Below are 12,202 nucleotides of genomic sequence, written 5' to 3' on the forward strand. Positions count from 1 at the left end.
CCTTGTCGAATACTGCTTCGGGGCGCCGCCGTGCGAGCACCCCGGTCGCTGAAGCGCGGCCACGCGACGCCCACAGGCGGGAACGGGCTGAGCGCATTGCAAGCCAGGCTGCGGCCGGCACCGGGACGGTAGCTCCCATAGCTTCCATCCGTCCCCGTGATGCCCAGCGCACCGAACGACGACGCCGCGCAGTCATCACGCGCCGCGACGTATCCTTCACCGGACTCAGCCAGAAAGTTGCCATCGCGGCCGCCGCCTCCGGCATGATCCTCACCGTTGCGCTGCCAACCACCGCCGCAGTTGTGCCCGCTGAAGCCCAGACGGCGGCTGCTGCGGTCGAGCAGGAAGAACTTCCGCCGGTGCAGGCTGCCGCAGGTGCGGACGTCTCATTTGATCGCGCTGCGCTGCACGGTACCTTCGACCCCGATGCAAAGCTCGCCGAGATCGTTTCTGCATCGGGTGGGGACATCGTCACCTCGGAGTCCAGGGGTTCCCTCTCGGCGCCGCTGGACCGCGTCGTGATGAGCTCGGCTTTCGGGGCCAGGATCAGCCCGATTACCGGCGCGGGTGAGCTCCACACCGGACAGGACATGAGCGAAGCCTGCGGGACCGGCGTCCTGGCAGCCGCGGCCGGCACCGTCACCTTTGCCGGATGGCATGCCTATGGAGGCGGCAACCGAGTGGTGGTCAAGCATGCCAACGGCCTGGAAACCACCTACAACCATTTGTCGGCAATGGACGTGGCAGTCGGCCAGGTTGTTGAGCGTGGCGAAGCTATAGCCCGCGTGGGTTCCACGGGTGCCTCAACGGGGTGCCATCTGCATTTCGAGGTCCTTGTCGACGGTAAAAACGTCGATCCACTGGGCTGGCTCTGACCGGTCTCAGCCGGCGTCGTAACCATGAACACACCGTTCCGTGACCGTAATGTGACTTAGCCCAAAATCTGTTGTACCGTACAACTCGTGCCGAATCGCAGGGGGTTCGGCACACTCGTGCAGATCGCCTAGCTCTGCCACTGTACGAGTTCCGTTCGCAACAATCGCATGGCAGGGGCGGGGGAACCAATTGTGGGCTTCTCATTGAAGTCCTTGGGGTTAAGTCGCTGGATCTGAGACGATCCGCGGCCGGGTGACTCCCATCCGAATCCGACAGCTCACCTCGCAGGCGTAGGGAGAGGCAATTTAACGTGTCAAACAGCTCTGCGCTGGGGCGCCACCGTGCGGTTCCGGCTCATACAAACTCGCTCGCAGCCATTTCCAAGGCTGTATCTTCGAACGCAGGTTCCGTAGGACGCCAGGCAGCAGTCATCGTCGCTGCTTCCGGCCTCGTCCTCACCGCAGGTCTTCCGGCTCACGGCGCTTCCGACGCCCAGCGCTCGGCACAGGCGGTCAAGACCCTCAGCGCAGTTGCCGCCCAGCCCGTCACCGTCAGCGCTGCTGCTGACGCGACCGTCACCTTCGAGCGTGCAGCCGTTGAAACCGTTGCGGCTCCGGTAGTCGAAGCAGTTGAGCCCGCTCCCGCTCCCGCCGTTGCAGTGCAGGCTGAAGCAGTAGTCCAGGCTGAAGCAGTTGTGGCCGCCCCGGCCCCTGCCGCTGAGCCCGCCGCCGAGGTCGCAGCGGCACCCCAGGCCGAAGTTGAGGTAAAGGCCGCAACAGCTGAGGCTCCGGCTCCTGCCGAGGCGCCCACCTCCAGCGGGATCGGCGCAGCTCTGGTCGGCTCGGCCTACTCGCAGATCGGCGTTGCCCAGGACTGCACCGCCATGGTTGAGAAGGCACTGCGCTCGATCGGCAAGTCCGTCGGCGACATCGCTCCGGGCGACTTCTTCGCTTTCGGATCCGTCGTTTCCACTCCTGCACCCGGTGACCTCGTTGTCTCCGCAGGCCACGTTGCTATCTACGTCGGCAACGGCCAGGTCATCAGCGGTGGCCTGAACGGTATGAATACCGGCCTTCACAGCCTGTCCGATCTCGCTGGTTCCAGCTTCGTCCGCGTTAGCTAAGACCAGATACCTGGAGCACACACACATATGACCTCTCACACCCGTGCCATCGCGCGCCACCGCGCCGAAGTGCAGCGTTCAGCCCACCTCTCCTCCATTGCACGCGCAGTCAGTGACAACGCGGGCGGCGTAGGACGCCAGGCAGCCGTCATCGCGGCGGCTTCCGGCCTCGTTCTGACCAGCGGGGTCGCCGCCAACGCGGTGGAACTGCCCTCGGAGCGCAACACCGTCACCACCGCGCTTGAGGTCCAGGCCGCCAAGGCTCCGATCCAGGCCCCTGCCGACGCCGAGGTCTCCTTCAACAAGACTGCAGTCAAGGCAGTTGCTGCGCCCACTGTGGCTGCCCCTGTTGTGAAGCCACAGGCCGAGACTGTCGAAGCCGCTCCGGTCGTCCAGATGGTTCCGGTTGCAGAGACGGTTCCGGTCGCCGAAGCAGAGCCCGCTGTTGTTGCAGAAACCGCCGTAGCCGTGCAGGCCGCCGTAGCCGTGCAGGCAACGGCTCCTGCTGCTGCGCAGCCCGCAGTCGCCGAGACACCCGCTCCCGCAGCACCCCAGGTGTCTTCGGGTGTAGCGGCTACCATTGCAGCCGCGGCACAGGGCCAGCTGGGAGTAATCCAGGACTGCACCCGCCTCGCCAGCAATGCCCTTGCCGCTGCAGGCATCAACTTCCACGGATGGCCGGCCGGCTACCTCTCCCTCGGCCGCACGGTCAGCGCCGGAGAAGCTATTCCCGGTGACCTCATCTACTACGCTGACGGCGGCATGGGCGCAGCCCACATCGCTGTGTACATCGGCGGAGGACAGGCCGTGCACGGCGGCTTCAACGGGAATCAGACCGTCGTAGCACCGGCCGAACTCGGTTCCGGTGGAGTCTACATCCGCGTCGGCGGCTGATTTCGCCATAATGCACGACAAAGCCCTCTGCCTGTTCGGCGGAGGGCTTTGTCGTGCGCGGCGATTGACGAATCCTCCCGGCAACGGCTTACTCTTGCACTGACAATCCGAGTACCTTCGCTGTAGCTGCAGGAACCTGAGGGATCAGACCCCTGCGGCTATGGACGGCAAAGAGGAATGTGCATGCGCACTCTCGTTCTGAATGCTGGATATGAACCACTGGCGGTCGTGACCTTCCGCCGGGCGCTCGTCCTTGTTCTCACGGGTAAGGCCAGCGTGGTTGCAGAAGGGGAGGATCCTGTGGTCGGCCCGAATGAAGTGCTGTCGCGTCCCTCGGTCATCCTCCTCAACAGATATGTGAAGATTCCCTATCGCAGCGGTGCCGTCGCGACCCGCCGCGGAGTGCTGCGTCGCGACAACCACTTGTGCGCCTACTGCGGCAAAGCGGCTTCGACCATCGATCACGTTGTCCCGCGCTCCCGTGGCGGTGAAGCCAGCTGGGAGAACCTGGTGGCATGCTGCCTGCGCTGTAACAACGCCAAAGGCGACAAGATGCTGGCCTCGCTGGGCTGGTCGCTGCGAATCGTACCTACACCGCCCCGGGGGACGTTCTGGCAGATCCGGGAACTGGAAAAGCCTCTGCCGCAGTGGAGTGAGTTCCTGCCCGCTGACAACGCCGCGTGAGCACCACGCACTACGGCTCCGGGGGGCCCAGTGGCCCCGGGGAGTGCCTGTTCGACGCCGTTGTGCTCAGTGGCGGCCGGTCCTCAAGGCTCGGCGGGGTTCCGAAGTCAACCCTGATCGTTGGCGGCTCGTCCCTTCTGGAGCGCACCTGTAGGGCACTCGATGGAGCCCGGCGGCTCGTTGTCGTCGGCGGTCCCTCGTCCGATCTGCCGTCCAGGGCGGAGCTGGTCCGCGAGGACCCACCGTTCGGCGGGCCGGCAGCGGCGGTGAGTGCCGCCGTCGTGCATTTGATGACCGATCCCGCGCCGTGGGTCCTGGTGCTGGCGTGCGACATGCCCCGGATCAGCGACGCCTTGCCGGCGCTCATGTCGGGCGCCCTTGCAACAGGCGCCTCGGTCCTGGCCCACGACGGCGGCAGGGACCAACCGCTTGCCGCACTGTACCGCTGGGCTGATCTGGCAACGGTCGAAAAGCAGGAAGTAAGGAATCTGTCTATGCGTTCGCTCCTTGCTAGGGTGACATGGAGTCCAGTCGAAGTTCCCGCGGGCTCGACCACTGACATTGACACGTGGGCCGACGCCCGGCAGTTCGGGGTGGAGGAGCCAGGCGCGGGCAGATAGCGGAAGGTTCACCATGGAAGATCGGGAACGCCTGCTCAGGCAGTGGAGCGAGAAGCTTCTGGAAATGTTCGAACTCGACGGCACCGAGGTGGACGTCGACGCAGTGCTGGCGTTGGCCGGTCAGGCGGCGCACTCGATTGTTCGACCCGCAGCGCCCCTCACCACCTTCATTGCCGGTTATGCCGCCGGAATGGCCGTAGGGACCGGGCAGGCGGACAGCGGCACGGCCATGCGGTCGGCGCTGCAGGCCGCCCATGAGGCGTGCCCGCCCGTTCCCGAATCGGAAGACCGCCGATGAGCAGTGCAGGGCACGCCTTGAGCTGGCAGGAGGCTCGGCGGCTGGCGTACGACTCGGCAACCCCCAAGCCTGCGCAGACTGTGAACCTTGCGGATGCCCTCGGCCAGACCCTTGCCGAGCCGGTCGTGGCGCTGCAGCCCATTCCGCACTACGCGTCGTCGGCAATGGACGGCTGGGCGCTCAGCGGCGAGCCGCCCTGGACGCTGATCACACCGGTCCAGGAGGATGAGAGCCCCTGGCACCGTGCTCACGAGCACAAGAAGTCCGGATACGCCACGCTGGAGCCCGGCCAGGCAACGTTCATCCTCACCGGCGGCGTGGTGCCGCCGGGTGCCACCGGGATTCTTCGTTCCGAGCACGGAGCCATCCGCGATGGCGAGCTGACCCGCAATGACCGTGCCCGCCTCGACGAGCCGCGGGAGAACGAACATATCCGCCCGGCAGGTGAGGAAGCGGCAGAGGGAGCGCAGGCCATCGCCCCCGGCGCAGTGCTCAATCCCGCCCAGATCGCGCTGGCCGCAGTCTGCGGGTATGACACCCTTCCCGTTCTCCGGGCCCCCCGCGTGTCCTTGCTGCTCACCGGCGACGAGGTGATCGAGGCGGGGCTGCCTGAGGCCGGGCAGGTTCGCGATACCTTCGGTCCGCAACTCCCGGGCCTGCTCACCATGCTGGGCGGGCATGTCGATACTGTGGCCCGCGCGCGTGATGATCTGGACGACGTCGTCGCCGCCATCAGCGCTGAAGCAACAGATGAAGTCTCGCTGGCACGGGCGTCCGGAGATGTATTGATCAGCACCGGCGGCACCGGTTCGTCCGACGCCGACCACATCCGCCGCGCGCTGACGGTGCTTGAAGCTGAACTTCTCATCGATGGCATCGCAATGCGGCCAGGGCACCCTACGCTCCTGGCGCGGCTGCCGGATGGGCGCTTCTTCGTGGGCCTGCCCGGAAACCCGCTGGCCGCGATGATGGCGCTCTTCACCGTGGGAGCACCGCTGCTGGCCGGTCTGCGCGGGGCGGCTTTCCCGGAGTCCCGCGCAGTTCTGGCAGGAGAGGCGTTCAAGCCGCTGGAAGGGCGCACCCGGCTGGTGCCATATCGCCTGGAAAAGGGGCGCGCCATGCCCACGGTCCACCACCGTTCAGGAATGCTGCGCGGACTGGCCGATGCCGACGGCGTCCTTGTCATACCCGAGCAGGGTTGCGAGCCGGACGAAAAGGTACCTGCCCTGCCCCTGCCGTGGTTCAGCTAGCAGCACGCTCGTCCAACTGAAGCGCGGCAGGGCGGTACAGGTCAGACGGTAGCCGGCATGTTCTCCTGCGCGTTCTCCTCGCTGGTGCCGCCGGCCGGGCCGTCCGCGGCAGGCTCGAGCCGGATGATGACTCCCTTGGAGACCGGCGTGTTGCTGCCCTGGACGGTGTCGTCGAGCGGCACCAGGACGTTGCCCTCCGGATAGTAGACCGCCGCACAGCCGCGGGCGGTGGGATAGGAAACTGCACGGAACTTGCGCAGAGCGCGGTCCTTGCCGTCCATATATTCGCCGTGAACGTCCACGAGGTCGCCGTCCTTGAAACCGAGCTCCGCAAGATCCTCAGGGTTCACAAACACCACATGACGGCCCTTCTTGATTCCGCGGTAGCGGTCGTTGTAACCGTAGATGGTGGTATTGAACTGGTCATGCGAGCGCATGGTCTGGAGGATCAGGCGCCCGGGAGGGCAATCAATGGCGTCCAGTTCGTTGATGGTGATCAGAGCCCTCCCGCTGGGAGTATTGAACTTCCGTGAATCGCGCGGTCCGTTCGCCAGCAGGAAGCCGTCCTTCTCCCGGATCCGTCGGTTGTAGTTCTCACACCCGGGAACCACATGTGCAATATGGTCCCGGATGCGGTCATAGTCGTCCTCGAACCCCTGCCAGTCAGCGGCAATGCGGTCACCGATGGTGGCCCGTGCCAGCCGGCTGACTATGGCAACCTCCGACAGCAGCCCCGGCGCCACCGGTTCGACCCTGCCTTCGGAGGAGTGGACGGCACTGACGGTGTCCTCGACGGAGACGAACTGCGGGCCGGTTGCCTGGATATCGATCTCGGTACGGCCGAGCGTGGGGAGGATGAGTGCTTCTGCCTCCGGGCTGACGACGGTGTGGGATCGATTGAGTTTGGTGGAGATCTGCGCGTTTATCTCGAGGTTCAGCATGGCTGCTTCGGTTGCTGCGGTGTCGGACATCGCAGCAACGAAGTTGCCGCCCAGGGCGAGGAAGAACTTGATCTGGCCGTCGCGCATACCCCTGACCGCGGCGACCGAGTCGACGCCGTGCTTGCGGGGAGGTTCGAACCGGAATTCCTTTCCGAGCGAATCCAGGAAGGAGTCCGGCATCTGCTCCCAGATTCCCATGGTGCGGTCGCCCTGCACATTGGAGTGCCCACGGATGGGAGAGGCGCCTGCACCGGGCCGGCCGATGTTGCCGCGCAGCAGGAGCAGGTTGATCATTTCCTTGATGGTGCCTACGCCGTTCTTCTGCTGCGTGACGCCCATGGCCCAGGTGATGATGGTCTTTTTGGAGGCGATGTAGCGGTCTGCCAGTTCGTCGATCTCTTCGGAGCGCAGGCCGGTCGCTTCCAGCACGGTCTGCTCATCAAGACCCGACAGGTGTTCCCGTAGTTCGTCCAGTCCCTCGCAGTACTCAGCGATGAATTCATGATCCAGCACCGTGCCGGGGTTCCTGTCTTCGGCTTCGAGCACCCGCTTGGAAACTGCCTGGAGCAGCGCCATGTCACCGCCGCTTCGGATCTGCAGGAACTGATCGGCAAGATCGGTGCCGCGACCCACTACGCCCTTTGGCTTCTGGGGATTCTTGAACCGGCGCAGGCCGGCCTCGGGCAGCGGGTTGACCGCCACAATCTGACCGCCGTTCTCCTTTTGCTTCTCCATGGCGCTCAGCATGCGGGGGTGGTTGGTCCCGGGGTTCTGCCCGATGACGATCATCAGATCAGAGTTGAGGTAGTCGTTGTACGCCACGGTGGCTTTGCCGATCCCGATGGTCTGGCCCATGGCAACGCCGGAAGATTCGTGGCACATGTTCGAGCAGTCGGGCATGTTGTTGGTGCCAAGCGCGCGGATGAACAGTTGGTAGATGAATGCTGCCTCGTTGGACGCCCGTCCGCTCGTGTAGAACGCAGCTTCGTCGGGGGAGGCGAGGCTCTTCAGCTTGTCGGAGATGATGGTGATCGCCTTGTCCCAGCTGACGGGCCGGTAGTGATCCTCTCCGGGAGCCTTGTAGACGGGTTCCGTCAGCCTGCCCTGCATGCCGAGCCAGTACTCCGACCGTCCGCGCAGTTCGGTGATGGAGTGCTCAGCCCAGAACTCGGAGGACACCGTGACCGGGGTGGCCTCCCAGGTGACTGCCTTCGCGCCGTTCTCGCAGTACTCGAAGGTGCTGCGGTGATCCGATGGGTCCGGCCAGGCGCAACTCATGCAGTCGAAGCCCTGCTTCTGGTTCATCCGAAGCAGCGTGCGCATGCTTCGTTCAACACCCATGTGCTTCAGAGCAGGCTGCATGGAATGGTAGACGCCGGGCAATCCGGCCGCCCATTCCTTCGGCGTACCGACATCGAGGTCGTTCTCGTCTGCTTCTTCGACGGGAGGGTTTGAGCGAGTCATCGCACATCCTTTCTAGGCCGCTTCTCAGCGCTGAGTGGTCCTACCTGACCCATTGTCGCTCAGGAGCCGCGAATGTGGGACACAGGCAGCGCCGGTAGCTGGAGGTTGGAGCGTCCATTAGGCTCAATCCAGACCCAATCGGAAGGCGGATCGATGACGCGGGTGATGGACAGGCGCCGGATTACGCGCTATGGGCTGGACGGCACGGTCAGCCGGCGGGAGGACCGTCTGGCCGGTGAGGAGCCGCTGGAGATCCGGCTGGGCGGACGCGCCTTCAGCGTCACCATGCGCACCCCCGGTGACGATTTCGATCTGGTCGCGGGCTTTCTCGTTTCCGAAGGCGTGGTCGCCGAACCCGGTGAGATCCTCGCGCTCCGCTATTGCGCCGGCGTCGATGAGGAGGGCCGGCAGACCTTCAACGTGGTCGAGGCCCAGCTCCGGCCGGACGTCGCACTGCCGGACACCTCCATGGAACGCCATGTCTATACCTCCAGTTCCTGCGGTATCTGCGGAACGGCCTCAATTGATGCGGTCCGGAAGTCGGGCCGCTTCGACGTGCACGACGACGACGGCACGGTGGACCTCCCGGTTCTCGCCTCCCTGCCGGACCGGCTGCGGACCAGCCAGAAGCTCTTCGACCGCACTGGCGGTGTCCACGCTGCGGGATTGTTTTCCCGGGACGGTGAGCTCCTGTGCCTGCGGGAGGACGTCGGCAGGCACAATGCCGTGGACAAGGTGGTCGGCTGGGCGCTGCGTTCGGATTTGCTGCCGCTGCGGGGAATGATCCTGCAGGTCTCGGGGCGTGCATCGTTCGAGCTGGTGCAGAAGGCACACCTCGCCGGGATACCGACCCTCGCGGCGGTGAGCGCGCCGTCGTCATTGGCTGCGGACCTGGCGGAGGAATCCGGGATTACGCTTGTCGGCTTCAGTCGAGGGCAGACACTGAACTGCTACACGCACCCGCAGCGTATTATCGCGGGATCAACCCCGGAATAGGGGCACTGGAGCCGGAGTTGCACACCAGTATGGAACTTGGCATCTTCAGCTTCGGCGACATCCACCCGAACCCTGTGACCGGTGAGCGGGTCTCGCCCCAACAACGGATGGCCGACCTGCTGGAGCGTGCGCGGCTTGCCGATGAGGTGGGCCTGCACTATTTCGGTATCGGAGAGCATCACCGGCCCGATTACGCGGTGTCCTCGGTGGTACCGGTGCTGGCTGCGGCCGCCGCGCAGACCCGGAAGATCCACGTGGGATCAGCTGTGACGGTGCTCAGTACCGAGGACCCGGTGCGCGTCTTCCAGCAGTTCGCCACGCTCGACCTGCTCTCCGGCGGACGGGCGGAACTGACCGCCGGCCGAGGCTCCTTCATCGAGTCCTACCCGCTGTTCGGTGCTGCCCTCGAAGACTACGACGCACTCTACGAGGAGAAGATCGACCTGCTGCTGCGCCTCAACGCTGAGGAGCGGATAACCTGGTCCGGTCGGTTCCGGCCGCCGCTTCAGGACGCGCTGATCCTGCCGCGGCCGGTGCGGGATCATCTGGACATCTGGATCGCGACCGGTGGGACGCCGTCGTCGTCGGTGCGTGCTGCACGGCTTGGCACATCGGTCATTTACGCGCTGCTGGGCGGCGCCGTCGACAATTTCGCGCAGCACGCTGCGCTGTACCGGGAACAGTTCAAGGCGGACGGGGGAGCTGCTCCGCGGGTCGGCGTCAGCGGCGTCGGGCTGGTCCTCCGCAACGGAGCCAGGGAAGTTTTCCGCCCGCACTGGCTCGACAGCATGACGCGTATCTCCGCGGAGCGTGGCTTCCCCAAGCCCAGCGGAGTCACCTACAACATGCAGACGGCGCGCACTGGCGCGCTCTATGTCGGTACCCCCGAGGAAGTGGCGGAGAAGATTGTTCTCACGCATGCTGCCATGGGTCATGACCGGCACATCCTCCAGCTTGACTTCTCATCCGTGCCCCAGACACAGGTCCTGGAGTCAATCGAGTTGCTGGGCACCCACGTGCTGCCGCTCGTCAATGACGCCCTCGGCATACACCATCGCGAGGACGCCGCTTCCCGGACCGAAAGTGTCCGCGGCGGGTCCTAAGCTTGAAGTTCACTAGCTGGAGGCATCCATGAGTATGGAAGGCGCGGCCTGGAGTTCCCTGTACCGGATCTCCTCCGCCAAGAACGGCAGCAATAAATTCTCGAAGGAGACGCTGAGGCGGATCCTGTCTTTTGCCGTGCCGTACCGGGTCAAGCTGGTGCTCTTCATCGCGCTGTCGGTGGTCTCCGCGTTCCTGGCGGTCGCCACGCCGGTCCTTGCCGGGCAGGTTGTCAACGAGATCATCGCCGAAGCGGCGGTGGAAACCATCGTGTGGCTCGCCGTCGTGATCGCTATTGTGGCCGTAGCTGACACCGGGGTGGGGCTGCTGACGCGCTGGTACTCGTCACGGATCGGCGAGGGCGTGATCCTCGATCTGCGGACAGCGGTCTTTGACCACGTCCAGAAGATGCCGATCGCGTTCTTCACCCGTACCCGCACGGGCGCGCTGGTGAGCAGGCTCAACAATGACGTGATCGGCGCCCAACAGGCATTCAGCGGCACCCTGTCCGGCGTGGTGAGTAATCTTGTGGCGCTGATTCTGACCCTGATCGTCATGCTGAGCACGTCCGTGCTGGTCACCGTGCTCGCAATCATCATGCTGCCCATCTTCCTGCTGCCGGCCCGCCGGATGGGTAGCAGGCTGGCTTCCCTCCGACGCGAGGCCGCTGACTACAACTCGACCATGAGTACGCAGATGACTGAGCGGTTCTCTGCTCCCGGCGCCACCCTGGTCAAGCTCTTTGGACGCCCTGATGAGGAGTCCGAGGAGTTTCGTGTCCGCGCTGCCCGCGTCCGGGATATCGGAGTCCGGACGGCGATGCTGCAATTCGTGTTCTTCTCCGCGCTCATGCTTGTCTCTGCCCTCGCCCTTGCCCTGGTGTATGGATTGGGTGGCAGTTTGGCGCTGGGAGGCGCGCTGGATACCGGTGAAGTAGTGACGCTGGCGCTGCTGCTCACGCGCCTCTACGCGCCCCTGACGTCGCTGGCCAACGCACGGGTTGAAATCATGAGCGCTCTGGTGAGCTTCGAGCGGGTCTTCGAGGTGCTCGACCTCGACCCACTCATCAAGGAGAAGCCGGACGCGCAGAGTATCTCGAGCGGCCCGGTTGCCGTCGAGTTCGACGACGTCCGCTTCGCCTACCCGTCAGCTGACAAGGTGTCCCTCGCTTCGCTGGAGGAGGTCTCGACGCTGGACACCCGTGGCGGTGAGGAGGTGCTGCACGGCGTCAGCTTCCGCATCGAGCCAGGGCAGACGGTTGCGCTCGTGGGCACCTCCGGTGCCGGTAAGTCCACCATTGCCCAGTTGCTGGCCAGGCTGTATGACGTCGATTCCGGCGCTGTCCGTATCGGCGGGCAGGATGTCCGGGAGACCACGTTCGAGTCGCTGCGGCATACCCTTGGCATGGTGACCCAGGACGGCCACCTGTTCCACGAGACAATCGCCTCAAACCTGAGGCTTGCTCGCCCTGGGGCAAGTGATGAGGAGCTATGGGACGCGGTTCGCCGGGCCCGGCTGGAGACACTGATCCAGTCGCTTCCCGATCAGCTGGACACCATGGTGGGTGAACGCGGGTACCGGCTGTCCGGTGGGGAGAGGCAGCGCATGACCATTGCGCGGCTGTTGCTCGCCCAGCCGCGCGTCGTCATCCTCGATGAAGCCACCGCCGCCCTGGATTCAACGTCGGAAGCTGCCGTCCAGGCTGCGCTCACGGAGGCGCTCGCGGGGCGTACGGCTCTGGTGATCGCGCACCGGTTGTCCACCATCCGGAGCGCGGACCAGATCCTGGTCATCGAGGACGGGCGCATCGCCGAGCGCGGTACGCATGATGAACTGCTTGCGGCGGGCGGGCGGTATGACGAGCTGCACCGAACGCAGTTCGCGGTTCAGAAGTCCGTTGCGCCGGACGAGTCGGCGGAAGCGCTGACGGCTTCCGGTCCCGGAGCCTGATGCGT

Annotated in this window: 11 protein-coding genes and 1 riboswitch; of the genes, 10 read left to right on the plus strand and 1 reads right to left on the minus strand. The window is 65.0% G+C overall.

All coding sequences use genetic code 11. The features are described 5' to 3' along the window. Positions 1–2 precede the first annotated feature (2 nt). From JOD47_RS11150 to JOD47_RS11175, 7 genes are all read left to right on the plus strand, one after another. On the plus strand, positions 3–875 hold the full coding sequence (locus JOD47_RS11150) for a M23 family metallopeptidase (RefSeq protein ID WP_204534308.1): 873 nt from the start codon (positions 3–5) through the stop codon (positions 873–875). A 146-nt stretch (positions 876–1,021) separates the two neighbouring features. Beyond that, a riboswitch (cyclic di-AMP (ydaO/yuaA leader) is annotated at positions 1,022–1,181 on the plus strand. 5 nt (positions 1,182–1,186) lie between these two features. Further along, on the plus strand, positions 1,187–1,999 hold the full coding sequence (locus JOD47_RS11155) for an NlpC/P60 family protein (RefSeq protein WP_204534310.1): 813 nt from the start codon (positions 1,187–1,189) through the stop codon (positions 1,997–1,999). Positions 2,000–2,026: 27 nt separating this feature from the next. Beyond that, positions 2,027–2,893 (plus strand): NlpC/P60 family protein, encoded by an 867-nt coding sequence (locus JOD47_RS11160; protein WP_204534312.1) that lies wholly within the window; start codon positions 2,027–2,029, stop codon positions 2,891–2,893. 183 nt (positions 2,894–3,076) lie between these two features. After that, positions 3,077–3,577 carry an HNH endonuclease gene (locus tag JOD47_RS11165; protein WP_204534314.1) on the plus strand — a complete coding sequence of 167 codons (501 nt, stop codon included), beginning with the start codon at positions 3,077–3,079 and terminating at the stop codon, positions 3,575–3,577. Continuing rightward, entirely contained in the window at positions 3,574–4,197 is a 624-nt protein-coding gene (mobA, locus tag JOD47_RS11170) for a molybdenum cofactor guanylyltransferase (RefSeq protein ID WP_307836265.1), read from the plus strand. Before JOD47_RS11165 ends, mobA begins: the two co-directional genes overlap by 4 nt. A gap of 13 nt (positions 4,198–4,210) precedes the next feature. Next, entirely contained in the window at positions 4,211–4,495 is a 285-nt protein-coding gene (locus JOD47_RS17525; protein ID WP_239548077.1) for a DUF6457 domain-containing protein, read from the plus strand. Continuing rightward, positions 4,492–5,745: a molybdopterin molybdotransferase MoeA gene (locus tag JOD47_RS11175; protein WP_204534316.1), complete on the plus strand. Its 1,254-nt coding sequence runs from the start codon at positions 4,492–4,494 to the stop codon at positions 5,743–5,745. Before JOD47_RS17525 ends, JOD47_RS11175 begins: the two co-directional genes overlap by 4 nt. 41 nt (positions 5,746–5,786) lie before the next feature. Here JOD47_RS11175 and JOD47_RS11180 read toward each other — a convergent pair whose 3' ends face one another. After that, on the minus strand, positions 5,787–8,150 hold the full coding sequence (locus tag JOD47_RS11180; protein ID WP_204534318.1) for an FdhF/YdeP family oxidoreductase: 2,364 nt from the start codon (positions 8,148–8,150) through the stop codon (positions 5,787–5,789). 153 nt (positions 8,151–8,303) lie between these two features. Here JOD47_RS11180 and fdhD point away from each other — a divergent pair, with 153 nt between their 5' ends. From fdhD to JOD47_RS11195, 3 genes are read left to right on the plus strand one after another with little or no spacing between them, the layout of a single operon-like run. Continuing rightward, positions 8,304–9,146, plus strand: a complete 843-nt coding sequence (gene fdhD / locus JOD47_RS11185; RefSeq protein WP_204534320.1) for a formate dehydrogenase accessory sulfurtransferase FdhD — start codon at positions 8,304–8,306, stop codon at positions 9,144–9,146. A 17-nt stretch (positions 9,147–9,163) separates the two neighbouring features. Next, positions 9,164–10,249 carry an LLM class flavin-dependent oxidoreductase gene (locus JOD47_RS11190; RefSeq protein ID WP_239548078.1) on the plus strand — a complete coding sequence of 362 codons (1,086 nt, stop codon included), beginning with the start codon at positions 9,164–9,166 and terminating at the stop codon, positions 10,247–10,249. Between the two features lie 28 nt (positions 10,250–10,277). Then, the gene (locus tag JOD47_RS11195) at positions 10,278–12,197 is read left to right on the plus strand and encodes an ABC transporter ATP-binding protein (RefSeq protein WP_204534322.1); all 1,920 of its coding nucleotides are present in this window, start codon (positions 10,278–10,280) and stop codon (positions 12,195–12,197) included. Positions 12,198–12,202: the final 5 nt, after the last annotated feature.

This window comes from Arthrobacter tumbae (assembly GCF_016907495.1).
GTDB lineage: Bacteria > Actinomycetota > Actinomycetes > Actinomycetales > Micrococcaceae > Arthrobacter_D > Arthrobacter_D tumbae.